Below are 17,149 nucleotides of genomic sequence, written 5' to 3' on the forward strand. Positions count from 1 at the left end.
GGATTTATTGTGGGTTTAGGTAAGAAATTGTCCGTCGTTGTCGCTGCTTCGTTTATGAGTTTATCAATCGGCCTTCCGGGTGTTCAGGCTGCTGAGAATGACCGGCTTAAGGAGAATCAAACAAACTTTCTCCCCAAAAGCGCCATTGCACAAACAGAGCTCTCTGCTCCAAATGACAAAGCTGTTAAACAGTTTTTGAAAAAGAACAGCAAAGTGTTTAAAGGCGATCCCGCCAAAAGACTGAAACTTGTGGAAAGCACAACTGACGATCTTGGGTACAAGCACTTTCGATATGTGCCTGTCATTAACGGAGTGCCTATTAAAGATTCGCAAGTGATCGTTCACGTCGATAAATCTGACAATGTCTATGCGATCAATGGAGAATTGCACAATCAGTCTGCTTCAAAAACAGAAAACAGCCAAAAGGTATCCTCTGACAAAGCTCTGGCACTCGCTTTTAAAGCCATTGGCAAATCACCAGACGCTGTTTCTAACGGAAGCGCAAAAAACAGCGATAAAGCAGAGTTAAAAGCGGTAGAAACAGAGGACGGCGGCTATCGTCTGGCTTACGATGTCACGATTCGCTATGTCGAACCTGAACCTGCAAACTGGGAAGTCTTAGTGGATGCCGAATCAGGCACCATTTTAAAACAGCAAAATAAAGTAGAACATGCAGCCGCAACAGGATCAGGGACAACACTAAAAGGCGCAACAGTTCCTCTGAATATTTCTTATGAAAGCGGCAAATATGTTTTAAGAGATCTGTCAAAACCAACCGGCACTCAAATTATCACGTATGATTTACAAAACAGACAAAGCCGCCTTCCGGGAACACTTGTCTCAAGCACAACAAATAAATTCACAACTTCATCACAGCGCGCAGCTGTAGATGCCCACTATAACCTGGGTAAAGTGTACGATTATTTTTACTCGACATTTAAACGAAACAGCTATGACAACAAAGGCAGTAAAATCGTTTCTTCTGTTCACTACGGCAGCCGTTATAATAACGCCGCTTGGACAGGGGATCAAATGATTTACGGTGATGGAGACGGCTCCTTCTTCTCCCCGCTTTCCGGCTCATTGGATGTGACGGCGCATGAAATGACACATGGTGTCACTCAAGAAACAGCCAACCTTGTCTATGAAAATCAGCCTGGAGCATTAAACGAGTCGTTCTCTGATGTGTTCGGTTATTTCACTGATACAGAAGATTGGGATATCGGTGAAGACATTACGGTCAGCCAGCCGGCTCTCCGCAGCTTGTCTAATCCGACAAAATATGACCAGCCTGACAATTACGCCAACTATCAAAACCTCCCGAATACAGATGAAGGCGATTACGGCGGTGTACACATAAACAGCGGAATTCCAAACAAAGCCGCTTATAATACCATTACAAGCCTGGGCATATCTAAATCACAGCAGATTTATTACCGTGCGTTAACAACGTACCTTACGCCTTATTCCACTTTCAAAGATGCGAAGGCCGCCCTCATTCAGTCTGCCCGTGACCTTTATGGCTCAACTGATGCCGCAAAAGTTGAAGCAGCCTGGAAAGCCGTCGGTTTGTAATGTCTAAACTGAAAAGCCTGAGATATCTCAGGCTTTTTCTTGATTTTCAAGTTTGTTTGTAAATCAGCAGCTGTTTCATGATAGCCGTACATATGACTACCTTGCCTCTGAACAAATCGCAGACAGTGTAAATACAAACTCGGTCATTATCCGCCAAATCAGCCGATTGTTAAAAAAATCGGGCTTCATTGATGTCAAAAAAGATTGTTGAAGAAGGTGAGCTTTTCCAAACTCATAAAAACTCTCATCCCGACTGCTGGACCCGAACATTTAAACTGCAGGTTCTAGAGCTAGGCCCAAGCCGCTTATGTTCATCGCGAGGCGACTCCGCTTCTCATTATGTGCGGTGATCAGGATGACGTTGTTCTGTATAAGAAGCGCTGATTTATACAGGGCACTTACAAAAGCAGGTCATGATGAGTTATGTATAAAGTAAAAGGTGCCGGACATATCGGTTTACCCAAGACCATACACTTCGTATTGTAAAAACATTCTTTCATTCTCATTTAAACAGCCAAAAATTAAATAGAAGAATCTTACTCTTTCAACCTCAAATACATTGACAAAATTTTTTATTTATGCTATAATTTACTATTCATATAGTTGTGTGTATAATAAGGTTCTCCTGGACAGGGGAATCTTATTTTTGTTTATCAGGAGGACATATTATGAGGGAAAATGAATCCAGTTTAACTGCTTTGATATCAGCGTTTAGCCGAGCCTATCACAGTCAATATGATACACCTAAAATTTTTGACGATTATATCGCCAAAGACCTTATTTCTGAAAAAGAGTTTTCCGACATTAGTCAAAATATGATACAAGGCATACAGTTTTTCAATAAAGATATTGCCCAAAAGTTTCAAGATGACCCAGAGGAGATACTAAAGTGGATTACACAAGTCCAGCTTTCCCCTACGCCCTTAGCTCGAGCAGCATATTGTGAGAAAGTATTGCGCAACGAAGTGGTGCTGGGAGCAAAACAGTATGTCATTCTTGGCGCCGGGTTAGATACATTCTGCTTCCGGTATCCAGAGCTGGAAGACAGCTTAGACATATTTGAAATTGATTACCCGGCTACACAGCAATTGAAAAAGAAAAGACTGGATGATGCAAGGCTTACTATTCCAGCGAATCTTCATTTGGTTCCTATGGACTTTACCAAAACGTTTTCCTTTCAGCCTCTCTTAGATGAAGGCTTTGATAACGAAAAAACGTTCTTCAGCCTTTTAGGAGTTTCTTATTATTTGACGAAAGAAGATAATCATAGCCTGCTTAACCATTTATTTGCCCGTGTCCCCTCAGGAAGCTCTATCGTTTTTGATTACGCAGACGAAACGCTCTTTGAAACAAAAGGAAAGTCGAATAGAGTTGAACATATGGTGAAAATGGCTTCAGCAAGCGGTGAACCGATGAAATCGTGTTTTACTTATCTTGAAATCGAAGAAGCATTAGATTCAGCTGGTTTACTCATCTATGAACATGTAACACCAGCCGAAATCAATGACCTTTTCTTCAAGAATCGAACGGATTATTTGTCAGCGTTTGAAACCATTCATTATATACATGCCGTAAAAAAATAACCCCCCTGGTTCTTCACCAGGCTCGCCTCTCAATCGATGGTGAAGGATTGGGAGGTTTTTTGCGCATGAAAATAAGCTGCCGTCATATATACGGCAGCTTAAACTAAAGGCTTTACCATGATTATGTACGGCTTATCTGCCTCATCTTTCTCCGTCTTGAGCTGTTCAAAGCCGCATTGGCTCAAAAACAGTATCCATTCATTCCGGTCAATCGGAACCGCTGTAAATAGTGCTCTATGCTTGTCTTGAAGCGATTGGCCGATCTGTTCAATGATCTTCCTGGCATGTCCCTTTCTTTCTTCAGCAGGATCAACCAGCACTGTTCCCAGCCATGGCTTTCCGTTGGAAGGAGCCCATTCGAGATGATAGCTGACGGCAACAGGCAGACCGTCTTTTTCCCAAACAAGCCATGATCCGTTACACATCGAGTAGGAGATCATATAGCTTTCTGCATCTTTTTCCCCAAACTCTTCCTTTTTCCAAACAGGATGAGCCTCCGCAATTTCCTCAAACCAACTGAGGTCATCCTGTTCAATTGGTCTATTTTTCAGCATGAAGATACTCTTCAAATATTGTTTTATGTATAGATGGGTTTCCGGCCAGCACACAGTGATTTTCTAAAAAAGTGAATGGTTCCCCTTCAGTCGTTGTATAAATGCCCCCTACTTCGTTTAACAGCACACAGCCAGCTGCGTAATCCCAAGGAGCAAGCCGCATTGTAATGTAAGCGTCAATTCTACCCGCAGCGACGTTTGCCAGTTCTAAAGCGGCAGAGCCATAGGAGCGTGTTCCTCTCACCCTTTTCACAAGCGGTGCCAGCACACCCGGGTCAATTCTTCTGTTTTCCGTCACCCATGTCGCATTAATGGCTAGAATCGCTTCTTCAATAACGGTTTCCTTTAAAGGAGACAGCTTCGTATCATTCATATAAGCACCTTTACCGCTAAACGCGTGATACAGTTCATCATGCACCACATCGTAAATTAATCCGATTTTTCCTTTTCCATTTTCAAAAATACCGATTGAGATTGCAAAATTTCTTTGCTGGTGCACAAAATTCATCGTCCCGTCAATCGGATCGATAATCCAGACGACACCTTCCAACGAGTGAAGTTTGTCTCCTTGTCCTTCTTCTCCGAGTATGCGATGTCCAGGAAAGGTTTCTTGGATGCGGTCAATAAAAAACTTTTCCGTTTCCTTGTCAATATTGGTGACTAAATCATTCGGATTTGATTTTGTTTCAATTGTCAGGCTTTCGTGCATCGACTGTTTAATTCTTGCGCCTGCTTCTTTTATCCATTTCTTTGCAGTCTCATCAATTTCCGTCCAATTTGTCATTCATGCGTACCTCTTTTCTATGTAGGCCTTTATTTTATAGGATACTGATAACGGCGGTGAAAAAGCAAGGAAAATGAAAAATATGCCTTCTCACGTAAAAACGAACCATTCACGCGGTTCGTTTTCACTATAGCTTTTTACCCGTTGAGGCGAATCCATTCTTTTCTGAGACGTTCAAGTTTGTTTTTGCTTAGCTCAATTTGTTCGTCATTTTCCTTTTGCATTGCCTCATAAAGGGTTGCCAATTCATAATCAACCTCTAGTCTCCAGACAGCTACACGGTTGTTTTTCTCTTCCCTAAATCCCTCTTTCACAACTTGCCTCATTGTCTTTCGCCCCTTCCAGAGATCATTTGTTTTAAAAAAGCATCCCATTTTGCCATTCAACAATGATACTTCTTATATCCTATGATTCTTCTATTTACCTGTAACATGATTCTGAAAATTGTGTGTTTACCTATTCGTTTATTACCACATTCCCCCTCTCTTCAAACGCGTGCTCATCTTTTTGCTGCGCGTTCTAACTGTGATAAAATATGTATACTTAGCATGAAGGAGGAAAATCATGACACAAATGCGTTTTACTGAAGAAGACTTTAACACATTTACAATAGACGGCTTAGACGCGCGCATGGAGGTGTTAAAAGAACGGGTTCGTCCGAAGCTGACTGCTTTAGGCGAGCACTTTGCCCCGACATTATCCGCTTTAACCGGAGATGAAATGTTTCCCCATGTGGCCAAGCATGCTAGGAGATCAGTCAACCCTCCCGCAGACAGCTGGGTGGCATTCGCAAACAGCAAAAGAGGCTATAAAAAACTGCCGCATTTTCAAATCGGCTTGTGGGAGAGCCATGTTTTTGTATGGTTCGCGATCATTTATGAGTCCCCTATAAAAGAAGAATACGGCAAATTGCTTGAAGCGAATCAAGACAGCGTTACAAATCACATTCCAGACAGCTTTGTTTGGTCTGCGGATCACACAAAGCCGGGGGTCCATAAGCAGTCAGAAATGGACAAGGAACAGCTCAAGACATTGTTTGAACGGTTGCAGACAATAAAGAAAGCCGAGCTGTTATGCGGCATTCAGCTTCAAAAAGAAGAGGTGCTGAATATGAATAACCAAGAATTCCTTCAGCGAATCGACGGTGCCTTCCAGCAGCTTGCATTTCTGTACCGCTTAACCCAAAAAGTATCACAAGCATAAAAAAGAGCCGGGACCTTTCATCCGGCTCTTTTCCTTTTACATCTTAATCTTTGCCTGGTCAGATTCCTTCGCCTGCTTGACCGTACGATAAGGAGAGTATGTACTTTGTTCCTCAAATTCGCCGCACAGCTTTTTTTCTTCAGCTTTTCCCGGCACAATTTCTTTGAATCGCCGATACGTCTTAAGCAGCTCTGCACGGTCGGCACCCTTTTCATAAGCCAGCTCAACCTGCTGGAAAAATGCAATCACATCCACTGCTTCTTCGGTTGTCCAATCTTCATTCATCGGATATTGGTATTCCATTTTCTTCACTCCTTATAGATTCGCTTTCCTTTTACAAAAAGCATCTTCATTTGATCATAAATTGTTCTTTACATTCTTTCAAGTTCATAATATAATTCATTTGTTTTACGTCTAAAAAACGGTTGAGAAACTGATTTTAATACACACTAATATGCATAGGTATTACTACAAAGGTGGGAAAACAATTGTCGCAACATGAAACACCCTTATACACAGGCCTGAAAAAGCACGCAAGCAGACAGCCTGTTCAATTCCACATTCCCGGCCATAAAAAAGGGGCAGGAATGGATCCGGAGTTCAGACAATTTATCGGTGAAAACGCGTTAAGTATAGATTTGATTAATATTGAACCATTAGATGACCTGCATGCGCCTAAAGGCATTATTAAAGAAGCGCAGGATTTGGCGGCCGAAGCTTTCGGCGCGGATCACACCTTTTTTTCTGTTCAGGGAACAAGCGGCGCAATCATGACAATGGTGATGGCTGTCTGCGGACCTGGAGATAAAATCATCATTCCAAGAAATGTGCACAAATCCATTATGTCAGCTATTGTATTTTCCGGAGCTGTCCCAATCTTTATTCATCCTGAAATTGACAATGAACTGGGCATCTCTCACGGCATTACACTTGAATCCGCTAAACGTGCGCTGAATGAACATCCTGATACCAAAGGGCTTCTTGTGATCAACCCGACATATTTCGGGGTAGCTGCTGATTTAAAAAGCATCGTAGAACTAGCCCATTCCTTTGATGTGCCGGTTCTGGTCGATGAAGCACACGGCGTTCATATTCATTTTCACGACCAATTTCCGCTTTCAGCAATGCAGGCAGGTGCAGACATGGCTGCGACAAGTGTGCATAAGCTAGGCGGATCACTGACACAAAGCTCTATTCTAAACATGAAAGAAGGCCTTGTTTCTAAAGACAGAGTGCAATCGATACTCAGCATGCTGACAACCACGTCTACTTCTTATTTGCTTCTAGCCTCTTTGGACGTCGCCAGAAAACGGCTTGCGACAGAGGGCTATCAGCTTGCTGAAGAAACGTTGAAGCTTGCTAATCAGACGAGAGAACGTCTGAACCAAATTGACGGCATTTACTGTGTCGGTTCTGAAATACTCGGTTCTAAAGCGGCTTACAATTATGACCCGACAAAATTAATTATTTCAGTTAAAAACCTCGGGCTCACAGGACATGATGTCGAGAAGTGGCTGCGGGAATCCTTTAATATTGAAGTAGAGCTTTCAGATCTGTATAACATTTTGTGTATCTTCACACCTGGTGACAGCCAGAACGATGCAGATCGCCTTGTGGAAGCTTTACAAGAGATAGCGCGTCAAATGTCAGCAAATGATGTTACGCATAAACAGACAGAGGTACTGCTTCCAGAAATCCCGTTACTGGCGATGACGCCGCGTGACGCTTTCTATGCAAATACAGAAATTGTTCCATTAAAAGAAGCAGCAGGACGGATTATCGCTGAATTTGTGATGGTGTATCCTCCTGGAATTCCTATCTTTATCCCCGGCGAGATTATTACAGAAGAAAACATCAGCTACATCTTCAAAAACATTGATGCCGGGCTTCCTGTTCAAGGACCGGAGGATTCTACTTTGAGCATGATTCGAGTCATAAAAGAGCAAAAAGCTATTCAATAAATACAAAAAGCATGCGGCTAAGCCGCATGCTTTTTCTTACTCTTCATCAAGAGGACACTGACATTGTCCGCAGCATGTTCCGTATAACGTTGTAACCTTCTCATCCTCGAAGTAATGAATGGCTTCGTTACAATCTTGGCAAACAATCGTACCCATCTCTCATTCCCCATTTCTTTTAATTTTGAAAACGCTTAATTTCTTTTGTTGGTATTATATTAATATGTCACATTTAAAATGTCAACAACAAATTGTATAACACATTTATTTCGAAAACTTTTAATGTAACATGTTTTTTCTTTTTGGTTCCATGAATTATCATCTTCTTAACAAACGCTTTCATTCGATACTTATGCTGAAAAGACATTGTGATTTCATGTTTTCGCGAACTTTTTTTGAATAGTGTAACGAAATTGCAAATGATTCGCGATGAATAATGTGTGCGTTCAGAGTATTGGGTTTTAAAGAGATGTTATCGCTCTTTAAAAACGGTTTCAATTATATAACAATTAGGTAACAAGAAGCAGATGACGCGGTTACTCATGATAAACTAAAACTAGTTTACTATGGTTTATACAGAGGAGAAGATAGATGCGATATCGCGCGGTATTTCCCATACTGATGATAGTATTTGCTTTATCGGGCTGCACCCTTTCCACAATCAATCCAATAAAAAAAAGCCGAATTGACAGCATTCATCATACTCAAATCCTATTTTTTTCTGATGAAAATCAAATTGATCAAGAGGCGTCATATTATGATGCTCTGCTAGATTTAGAAAAGGATTATCCTGACCAAATAGATAAAATGAAGGTATACGATAACAGAAAAGGCTGGGAAGATGAAATCGAAACCGTCCCTACTCTCATGGTAGTTGATCAGCGGCATGTCGTTGTGAAAATAGAGGGATGTGTGAAAAAGAAAGAAGACATCATTAAACCATTACAGCATGTACTGTCTAAATAAATAAAACAGCCCTCGCTTACAGCGGGGCTGTTTGTTATGTCATCTCTATTATTTTACGATGTGAATCGGGCTTCCGATTGCCACTTCAGCAGCTTCCATTGTGATTTCACCCAATGTTGGATGCGCATGAATTGTCATAGCGATATCTTCAGCAGTCATGCCGCCTTCGATAGCTAAACTTAATTCAGAAATCATGTCAGAAGCGCTTGCGCCGGCGATTTGCGCACCGATGACAAGGCCATCCTCTTTACGAGTGATCAGCTTCATGAAGCCGTCAGTTTCGTTAAGAGAAAGCGCGCGGCCGTTTGCTGCAAATGGGAATTTAGCAGCAACAATGTCAAGGCCTTCTTCTTTCGCTTGTGCTTCAGTGTAACCGACTGATGCAAGCTCAGGCTCAGAGAAGACAACCGCAGGAATACCAAGGTAATCGATTTCTGCAGGCTCTCCAGCGATCGCTTCTGCAGCAATCTTACCTTCGTAAGATGCTTTGTGAGCAAGCGGCGGTCCTTCAATGATATCACCGATTGCATAGATGTTAGGTACGTTCGTGCGGCACTGTTTGTCAGTTTTGATAACACCGCGGTCAGTCATTTCAATACCGACTTGCTCAAGACCAAGCTCATCAGTATTTGGACGGCGTCCGACAGTAATCAGTACGTAATCAGCATCAACGGTTTTTTCTTCACCTTTTACTTCGAAAGTGACTGTTACGCCGTCAGATTTTTCTTCAACGCCTTTAGCCATCGCGTTTGTATGGATTTCAACGTTGCCTTTTTTCTTCAGTCTGCGAGTTACAAGGGAACTCATTTGTTTTTCGAAGCCTGGAAGAATTTCATCTCCGCCTTCAAGAATAACAAGCTCAGTGCCGAAGTTTGCATACGCAGTTCCAAGCTCAGTTCCGATGTATCCGCCGCCGATAACAACAAGCTTTTTAGGAATTTCTTTAAGAGCCAAAGCGCCGGTTGAATTTAGGACACGCTCAGTATATTTGAAGTTTGGCAATTCGATAGGACGAGAACCAGTCGCAATGATTGCGTTTTTGAACGTGTATGTTTGAGCAGAATTCTCATCCATTACACGAACTGAATTGCTGTCTACAAAGTAAGCTTCGCCTTTTACTACATCTACTTTGTTGCCTTTAAGAAGACCTGCTACACCGCCAGTAAGCTTGTTAACAACAGAAGTTTTCCACTCTTGAACTTTTGTGAAATCAACTGTTACGTTCTCAGCAGTGATTCCCATGTCATCAGAATGCTTAGCATTCTCATAACGGTGGCCAGCATTGATCAGCGCTTTTGAAGGGATACATCCAACGTTCAGACATACGCCTCCAAGAGTTGCTTTTTCAACGACTGTTACTTTTTGTCCAAGCTGTGCAGCGCGGATGGCAGCTACATAGCCGCCAGGTCCCGCACCAATTACAAGAGTATCTGTTTCAATAGGGAAATCTCCTACTACCATAACATTACGCCTCCATTAAAATTAATTGTGGATCGTTCAGTAAACGCTTGATGTGATTTAGTGCATTTTGCGCAGTCGCTCCGTCGATCATACGGTGGTCGAAGCTGAGAGAAAGAGCTAAGACTGGAGCTGCTACGATTTCGCCATCACGAACAATCGCTTTTTCTGCAATGCGTCCGATACCAAGAATCGCAACTTCTGGATGGTTGATAACCGGAGTGAACCATTGTCCGCCGGCTGAACCGATGTTTGTAATTGTGCAAGATGCGCCTTTCATTTCAGCTGGAGCAAGCTTGCCTTCACGAGCTTTTGTTGCAAGGCTGTTGATCTCATCAGAAATTTCAAAGATCGCTTTACGGTCTGCATTTTTTACAACTGGCACAAGCAAGCCTTTTTCAGTGTCAGCAGCAATACCGATGTTGAAGTAATGTTTTTGGATTACTTCATCTGTTTTATCGTCAATTGACGTGTTTAAAACAGGGAATTTTTTCAGTGCAGATGTAAGAGCTTTTACAACGTAAGGCAAGTATGTCAGCTTGATGCCTTGATCAGCAGCAACCTGTTTGAACTGTTTACGATGTGCAACAAGGTTTGTTACGTCCACTTCGTCCATTAGTGTTACATGAGGAGCAGTATGTTTAGAGTTTACCATCGCTTTTGCAATTGCTTTACGGATACCGCTCATTTTTTCGCGAGTTTCTGGGAATTCACCCTCTGGAGCCGGTGCAGCAGCCGGTTTAGCAGCTGTTTCTTGAGGTGCAGCCGTTTCTTGTGGCGCAGCTTCTTGCGCTCCTCCAAAGCTGTCGATATCTTCTTTCACAACACGTCCGTTGTTGCCTGAACCTGTTACTTTACGGATATCTACGCCTTTTTCACGAGCGTATTTACGTACAGAAGGCATAGCGATCACGCGTTTGTTCGGGTCAACTTCAGCTTGATCCTGCTGTCCTGCGCCAGTTTCTTTAGCAGGCTCTTCAGCACGCTCTTCTTTCGCAACATCTTGTCCAGCTTCACCAGTAGACTGAACTTGTGCTTCAGTTTTTGCGTCGCCAGACTCATCGCTGCCTTTAAATTGAAGGTCTTCGTAACCAGGTGCATCAAACGTAATGATCGTTTGTCCAACAGTTGCAACCGTTCCCTCTTCAACTTTTAATTCTAATACTTTTCCTTTAACAGGTGAAGGAATTTCTACTACTGCTTTATCATTTTGGACTTCCGCCAGTACATCATCTTCGTCAACCTCATCGTTAGGCTTGACAAACCATTTTACGATTTCGCCTTCGTGGATACCTTCCCCGATATCTGGAAGTTTAAATTCAAATGCCACAGTTCTCGACCTCCTAGTTTGATTAAGCAATTTTAAAGTTTACAACGTAAGCATTGAAAACAGATATATAATAGAGGGAAAACGTTCATCTTCCCACTCGATTATGCAGTTTGATTAAAATTCAAGTACTTTTCTTGCTGTTTCAAGAACATCTTTATGGTTTGGAAGCCATACGCTCTCCGCTTGAGAGAAAGGAAATACTGTATCAGGCGCAGCCACGCGAAGTACAGGTGCTTCCAAGCTCAAGATCGCACGGTCATTAATTTCTGCTACTACGTTTGCAGCAATACCGGCTTGTTTTTGTGCCTCTTGAACAACAATCGCGCGTCCTGTTTTTTCTACAGATGCGATGATTGTATCAATGTCAAGCGGGCTTACAGTGCGAAGGTCGACAACTTCAGCAGAAATGCCGTCTTTTTCAAGCTCCTCGGCAGCTTTTAATGATTCATGAACCATTGCGCCGTAAGTGATGATTGAAAGGTCAGTACCTTCACGTTTTACGTCAGCTTTGCCAAGCTCAATTGTGTATTCTTCTTCAGGAACTTCCTGACGGAAAGAACGGTAAAGCTTCATGTGCTCTAAGAAAACAACAGGATCGTTGTCTCTGATCGCAGAAATCAAAAGTCCTTTGGCATCGTAAGGAGTTGATGGAATAACAACTTTGATACCAGGCTGTTGTGCAACAAGACCTTCTAAGCTGTCAGCGTGAAGCTCAGGAGTATGAACACCGCCGCCGAACGGAGAACGAATGGTTACAGGTGAAGTCCAGCGTCCGCCAGAACGGTAACGCATACGAGCCATTTGGCCAGAAACTGAATCCATTACTTCGTAAACAAATCCGAAGAATTGGATTTCCATTACCGGACGGAAGCCGTTTAAGCCTAAACCAAGGGCAAGACCGCCGATACCAGATTCAGCAAGTGGCGTGTCAAACACACGGTCTTCACCGAATTCTTTTTGCAATCCTTCTGTCGCACGGAATACGCCGCCGTTAACACCAACGTCTTCTCCGAAAACTAAGACATTTTCGTCATTTTTCAGTTCTGTGCGTAACGCATCCGTGATTGCTTGAATCATTGTCATTTGCGCCATGGCTTACTTCGACTCCTTCTGTGTATAAATTTCAAATTGCTCCTCAAGGTTATGAGGCATTTTTTCGAACATGATTTTCATTAAATCAGTTACTTTTTGCTTAGGCTCAGCATCCGCTTTTTTGATCGCCTGCTTAATTTCTTCTTTTGCATCCTCGATTACTTTTGTTTCTTCTTCTTCAGACCATAGGCCTTTGTTTTCAAGGAACGCACGGAAGCGTACAAGCGGATCTTTTTGCTCCCACTCGTTTTCGATTTCTTTTGTGCGATATTTAGTCGGATCGTCACCAGCCATTGTGTGCGGGCCATAACGGAATGTCAGTGTTTCAATCAGTGTCGGGCCTTCACCGTTAATCGCCCGTTCGCGTGCTTCAGCAGTTGCAGCGTATACAGCAAGCGGATCCATTCCGTCTACTTGTACACCCACAATACCGGCAGCTACTGCTTTTTGTGCAATTGTGCCTGCTGCAGATTGTTTTTCAACTGGAGTTGAAATCGCGTAACGGTTGTTTTGTACAACGAAGATCGCAGGTGCTTTATAAGCGCCGGCAAAGTTAATTCCTTCGTAGAAGTCCCCTTGTGAAGCTCCGCCGTCACCAGTGTAAGTGATTGCGACAGCTTTCTTACCGCGTTTTTTAAGACCTAGCGCAACACCGGCCGTTTGAATGTATTGAGCACCGATAATGATTTGTGGAGAAAGGGCATTCACATCATCAGGCATTTGGTTTCCTCGGAAATGTCCGCGAGAGAACAGGAACGCTTGATATAATGGAAGGCCGTGCCAGATTAACTGAGGCACATCACGGTATCCCGGAAGAACGAAGTCTTCTTTTTCAAGCGCGAAATGTGTAGCAATCTGAGAAGCTTCTTGGCCCGCAGTAGGAGCGTAGAATCCGAGACGTCCTTGACGGTTTAATGAGATAGAGCGCTGATCAAGCACACGCGTAAATACCATGCGGCGCATAAGCTCTTTCAATTGATCATCAGTTAAATCAGGCATCGCCGCTTCATTCACGACTTCTCCCTTTTCATTTAAAATTTGGAACGTTTCGAACTGCTTTTTAATGGCATCAAATTGCTTCTTACTATCAACGATTACTTTTTTCGTTTTTGCAGCCATACTAAAGTCACCTCTTCCTTTCTTTTAAACAGTCATTAGACGTGCATTCCTTTTATACATACAAACTTAGGGTACCCTAAAGTATCAGCAGTAAGTCGTATATATTTTAGCCGATCCCCAGTTTGCCGAAACCATTTATGTAGGATAGTTACACTCTGCTTTGAACTGTATTATTTCGAAGTTGTAAAAAACTAATACAACACCGCTTAACATGGATTAGTTTACACCATATAAAGAAGAACCGTCAATCGTTTTCATCGCTGATTTTCAATAAATGTATTCGCTTTACATTTTCTATAAAAAAACAGATGCAGCCTGTACCTCAAACTGTACTAGTATAACCTATCACACTGTACTACAATAGAAATTTAAATTTTGAATAGAATTTAAAAAAAGAGCTGATCATAGTCAGCTCTTTTTTATATGATAGCCTGCGGCGTCATATAAATCTTCGCGGGCTTTATTATATTTCTCCGTTTGCACATCAAATTCTCCGCTTTGTTTAAGGACTTTTTTATAAGATGCATTCGCTTTTTCAATCTGCTGATCAAGCTTATTCAGCGTCAAGTCTTTGTCTTTCAGCAGCTTATACAGTTTTTTATCAAGTTTAATCGCTTTTTCATATTCTTCAAACATAGAGCTGTATGCAGCATATCTTTTTTTCATATGATCTGCCGCAGTCTCGGCTTTTGCCTTGATGTGTTTATCCTTAATATTTTCTGCGGATTTTTTGGCTTCCTCAAATTCTGATTCGGATTTTTCGATGCTCTCATTTTCAAGCTTTAGATGTTCTTCTCGTTTATTTACATTCTCTAGCGCTTCGTCTGATAATGAAACGATTTTTTTATAATCATCCATATTGAGCTTGATGACATCATTGTAGAGAGCATGTTCTTTCTTCTCTAATTCTTCGAGCATTTTCTGTTCTTCTTGAAACGGTTTTTCTAGATCAGCGACTTTTTCTAATGAGTCATGAAGTGAATCCAGCGGGTCCTGTCCCACACATCCGGTTAATAGTAAAACCACAGCGCAAAAGGCTCCGATTTTCACACCGTAGCGCCGTTTTATTCTGTCTTTCACGTTAAATCCCCCAATCTTGACAATTTCTACTATAGAATCCATAGAGATATTTGACAATAGCCAGGTGGTTATCGCATGGCTTTCTGAGTAAAAAATAAGATCTAATCGTGAAAAATCAGGACAGATGACCATACAACTTTTTTGTTTTTACATAGGTTATTGTAGACGCTATGCCTACTACAAGGCTCTGGCGTAATTAAAAGAGGAGGTTATGTTCATGTACGGTTATGGATATGGTTACGGCGGAGGCTGCTGCAGTTATGGTTACGGATATGGCGGAGCAGGATATGGCCGCACATTTGCGTTAATCGTTGTTTTATTCATTCTGTTAATCATTGTTGGAGCTGCTTATTTAGGCGGAGGCTGTTGCTAATTACACAGTAAAACACTGACCAGCCTTTACGGCTGGTCATTCGTTTCGTTGCACCTTTACGAAGAAATCCGATATAATTTACATATTAAGCTTTAGGAGTGAAGTTTCTTGATTACTATGGAAAACATCGTGCGCGACGGCCACCCTGCCTTAAGAGAGACAGCAGAGCCTGTCGGGCTGCCTGCCACAGAAGAAGAAAAACAGCAGCTGGCAGATATGATTGAATTCGTAAAAAACAGCCAAAATCCGGAATTAGCTGAAAAATACAATCTGCGCCCCGGCGTAGGACTTGCGGCGCCTCAAATTAATATTAATAAACGGATGATTGCAGTCCATGCAGAAGATGCTTCCGGGAAGTTATACAGCTATGCATTGTTTAACCCGAAGATCGTCAGCCATTCCGTTGAAAGAAGCTATTTAACAAGCGGTGAAGGCTGCCTGTCAGTTGATGAGGCAATTCCCGGCTATGTTCCGCGCTACGCTCGTATCAGAGTGAAAGGAACAACACTGGAGGGAGAACAAATAGACATTCGTTTAAAAGGATTTCCGGCGATTGTATTTCAGCATGAAATCGACCATTTAAATGGCGTTATGTTTTATGATCATATCGATAAAGAAAATCCATTTAAAGAACCTGAAAACGCGATGGCGATTGACCGCTAAAAGAAAATATGCGGCTGACACTATAAGTGCCAGCCGCTTTTTTATTTTAGCAGGCCTAATTCTTTGACAGCATAAGCAATTCCATCCTCGTCTACAGGCTTTGTTACAAAATCCGCAACTTCTTTTAATTCAGTAACGGCATTCCCCATGGCAACGCCTGTTCCGACAAACTGAATCATTTGCAGATCATTTAATCCGTCACCGAAGGCATATGTATCGCTGATATCAAACGGAAGGCGCTCGATTACTTTTTTAATCCCTTCCGCCTTCGATCCGCCGCGCGGCAGAACATCAGTCGAAAGCTCATGCCAGCGCACAAGATCGAATTCTGGAAAAGCCCCATAAACTTTTTCTTCTTCATCCTGGCAAAACAACAGAAGCTGAAAAATTTCTTTTCCTTCATAGAAGAGGTCATCGGTTTCAGGATAGTCGGTTTTCAGGCTTCCGATTCCCTCTAAGACATGAGGATGGTCAGCAACAGTCGCTTTCATTGTATCTTCAGCCATAAACACAACCGGGTGGCTTCCTTCTCCCGCCTGCTTTAACAATCTTCTGATTGCCCCTTCAGGCAGCGGGTTCTTATAAATCACTTCATTTTCAAAGACGACATACTGACCGTTGTATGAAATAAATGAGTGAATGCCTAACTCCTCTAAAATCGGCTTCACAAGAAACGGGGACCGCCCGCTTGCGATAAACACATGGTGTCCCTGCCTCTGAAGCTCCGCTACCGTTTTTCTTGTGCTTTCCGGTATCTTTTTGTCGTGATCATATATCGTGCCGTCAATATCGAAAAAAATTAATTTTGAGTCCATCGTTATTCCCCTTTATCGTCTAAATCTGCAATTCCCACACTCATCATACAAAAAGATTTCGTTTCAGCAAACTATTTCCCTCAAAAACAAAATAAAATTCCATTAATATCCACGAAAAGTCCATGCTAAACTCCGCATACTATTTGTATAAAACAGCCTTGGACAAGTATCAATCGAAGGAGGGACCGCATTATGCTTCGGAAATTAAAAAAGAAACTCAGAAGACAATGGAACGGAATGCTCCGCAGGAAAGCCATTGCCTGATAAGGGATCTGTCCCTTTTTGAAAGGTCCTTATTTTGCTCAAGACTTTCCTTATATTCCGTTTTCGAATATAATAGAATAAGCGAGTCTAACATACGGCATTTAAGGAGAGATTTGGATGATTTATAAGGTATTTTATCAAAAAAAAGCTGAGGAAGTACCTGTTCGGGAAAAAACAGATTCACTTTATATTGAAGGCGTATCAGAGCGTGACGTCAGAACGAAACTGAAAGACAAGAAATTTAATATTGAATTTATCACACCTGTTGACGGTGCTTTTTTAGAATATGAGCAACAGAGTGAAAATTTTAAAGTATTGGAGTTATGAGCGGT

The 17,149-nt window shown here is 42.1% G+C and carries 19 protein-coding genes; 8 read left to right on the forward strand and 11 right to left on the reverse strand.

The window, feature by feature from the left end; translation table 11 throughout:
• Window positions 1–9: 9 nt before the first annotated feature.
• Complete coding sequence (locus LNN34_RS08150; protein ID WP_044156018.1) at window positions 10–1,575, forward strand: M4 family metallopeptidase; 1,566 nt, start codon at window positions 10–12, stop codon at window positions 1,573–1,575.
• 668 nt (window positions 1,576–2,243) lie between these two features.
• Complete coding sequence (locus LNN34_RS08155; RefSeq protein ID WP_202656972.1) at window positions 2,244–3,158, forward strand: class I SAM-dependent methyltransferase; 915 nt, start codon at window positions 2,244–2,246, stop codon at window positions 3,156–3,158.
• A 98-nt stretch (window positions 3,159–3,256) separates the two neighbouring features.
• Here the strand turns inward: LNN34_RS08155 and LNN34_RS08160 are convergent, their stop codons facing one another.
• From LNN34_RS08160 to LNN34_RS08170, 3 genes are all read right to left on the reverse strand, one after another.
• The gene (locus LNN34_RS08160; protein WP_229043077.1) at window positions 3,257–3,712 is read right to left on the reverse strand and encodes a GNAT family N-acetyltransferase; all 456 of its coding nucleotides are present in this window, start codon (window positions 3,710–3,712) and stop codon (window positions 3,257–3,259) included.
• Window positions 3,699–4,496, reverse strand: a complete 798-nt coding sequence (gene suhB, locus LNN34_RS08165; protein ID WP_044156022.1) for an inositol-1-monophosphatase — start codon at window positions 4,494–4,496, stop codon at window positions 3,699–3,701. The genes LNN34_RS08160 and suhB overlap by 14 nt, the downstream gene beginning before the upstream one ends.
• Before the next feature lie 137 nt (window positions 4,497–4,633).
• A complete protein-coding gene (locus LNN34_RS08170) occupies window positions 4,634–4,822 on the reverse strand; it encodes a hypothetical protein (RefSeq protein WP_010334110.1) in 189 nt (62 codons plus the stop codon).
• A 238-nt stretch (window positions 4,823–5,060) separates the two neighbouring features.
• On the opposite strand from LNN34_RS08170, the gene LNN34_RS08175 reads away from it, so the two are divergent.
• Window positions 5,061–5,699, forward strand: a complete 639-nt coding sequence (locus LNN34_RS08175) for a YktB family protein (protein ID WP_059292842.1) — start codon at window positions 5,061–5,063, stop codon at window positions 5,697–5,699.
• Between the two features lie 36 nt (window positions 5,700–5,735).
• Here the strand turns inward: LNN34_RS08175 and LNN34_RS08180 are convergent, their stop codons facing one another.
• A complete protein-coding gene (locus LNN34_RS08180; protein WP_202656971.1) occupies window positions 5,736–6,002 on the reverse strand; it encodes a UPF0223 family protein in 267 nt (88 codons plus the stop codon).
• Between the two features lie 185 nt (window positions 6,003–6,187).
• Here LNN34_RS08180 and speA point away from each other — a divergent pair, with 185 nt between their 5' ends.
• The gene (speA, locus tag LNN34_RS08185) at window positions 6,188–7,660 is read left to right on the forward strand and encodes an arginine decarboxylase (protein ID WP_229043078.1); all 1,473 of its coding nucleotides are present in this window, start codon (window positions 6,188–6,190) and stop codon (window positions 7,658–7,660) included.
• Window positions 7,661–7,696: 36 nt separating this feature from the next.
• On the opposite strand, the gene LNN34_RS08190 is transcribed toward speA, so the two are convergent.
• On the reverse strand, window positions 7,697–7,816 hold the full coding sequence (locus LNN34_RS08190) for a GapA-binding peptide SR1P (protein WP_010334106.1): 120 nt from the start codon (window positions 7,814–7,816) through the stop codon (window positions 7,697–7,699).
• A 432-nt stretch (window positions 7,817–8,248) separates the two neighbouring features.
• Here LNN34_RS08190 and slp point away from each other — a divergent pair, with 432 nt between their 5' ends.
• A complete protein-coding gene (gene slp, locus LNN34_RS08195) occupies window positions 8,249–8,623 on the forward strand; it encodes a peptidoglycan-associated lipoprotein Slp (RefSeq protein ID WP_024121264.1) in 375 nt (124 codons plus the stop codon).
• Between the two features lie 48 nt (window positions 8,624–8,671).
• Here slp and lpdA read toward each other — a convergent pair whose 3' ends face one another.
• From lpdA to LNN34_RS08220, 5 genes are all read right to left on the reverse strand, one after another.
• Complete coding sequence (gene lpdA, locus LNN34_RS08200; RefSeq protein WP_059352855.1) at window positions 8,672–10,084, reverse strand: dihydrolipoyl dehydrogenase; 1,413 nt, start codon at window positions 10,082–10,084, stop codon at window positions 8,672–8,674.
• Between the two features lie 4 nt (window positions 10,085–10,088).
• Window positions 10,089–11,411: a pyruvate dehydrogenase complex dihydrolipoyllysine-residue acetyltransferase gene (gene pdhC / locus LNN34_RS08205; protein WP_229043079.1), complete on the reverse strand. Its 1,323-nt coding sequence runs from the start codon at window positions 11,409–11,411 to the stop codon at window positions 10,089–10,091.
• A 114-nt stretch (window positions 11,412–11,525) separates the two neighbouring features.
• Window positions 11,526–12,503, reverse strand: coding sequence for a pyruvate dehydrogenase complex E1 component subunit beta (gene pdhB / locus LNN34_RS08210; protein ID WP_014113660.1), 978 nt, complete (start codon window positions 12,501–12,503; stop codon window positions 11,526–11,528).
• 3 nt (window positions 12,504–12,506) lie between these two features.
• Window positions 12,507–13,622 (reverse strand): pyruvate dehydrogenase (acetyl-transferring) E1 component subunit alpha, encoded by a 1,116-nt coding sequence (pdhA, locus tag LNN34_RS08215; RefSeq protein WP_024121261.1) that lies wholly within the window; start codon window positions 13,620–13,622, stop codon window positions 12,507–12,509.
• 408 nt (window positions 13,623–14,030) lie between these two features.
• A complete protein-coding gene (locus tag LNN34_RS08220) occupies window positions 14,031–14,702 on the reverse strand; it encodes a YkyA family protein (RefSeq protein WP_229043080.1) in 672 nt (223 codons plus the stop codon).
• A gap of 217 nt (window positions 14,703–14,919) precedes the next feature.
• Here LNN34_RS08220 and LNN34_RS08225 point away from each other — a divergent pair, with 217 nt between their 5' ends.
• Window positions 14,920–15,075: a YjcZ family sporulation protein gene (locus tag LNN34_RS08225; protein ID WP_024121259.1), complete on the forward strand. Its 156-nt coding sequence runs from the start codon at window positions 14,920–14,922 to the stop codon at window positions 15,073–15,075.
• Between the two features lie 108 nt (window positions 15,076–15,183).
• A complete protein-coding gene (gene def, locus LNN34_RS08230; protein WP_044156028.1) occupies window positions 15,184–15,738 on the forward strand; it encodes a peptide deformylase in 555 nt (184 codons plus the stop codon).
• A gap of 41 nt (window positions 15,739–15,779) precedes the next feature.
• On the opposite strand, the gene LNN34_RS08235 is transcribed toward def, so the two are convergent.
• On the reverse strand, window positions 15,780–16,553 hold the full coding sequence (locus LNN34_RS08235; protein WP_229043081.1) for a Cof-type HAD-IIB family hydrolase: 774 nt from the start codon (window positions 16,551–16,553) through the stop codon (window positions 15,780–15,782).
• 381 nt (window positions 16,554–16,934) lie between these two features.
• Between LNN34_RS08235 and rnpZA the strand changes: the two genes are divergently transcribed.
• Window positions 16,935–17,144, forward strand: a complete 210-nt coding sequence (gene rnpZA, locus LNN34_RS08240) for an RNA polymerase subunit omega 1 (RefSeq protein ID WP_010334097.1) — start codon at window positions 16,935–16,937, stop codon at window positions 17,142–17,144.
• The last annotated feature ends 5 nt before the right edge of the window (window positions 17,145–17,149 follow it).

The sequence above is a fragment of the Bacillus sp. AF23 genome (genome assembly GCF_020861455.1).
In the GTDB taxonomy this organism is placed as follows: Bacteria; Bacillota; Bacilli; order Bacillales; family Bacillaceae; genus Bacillus; species Bacillus halotolerans.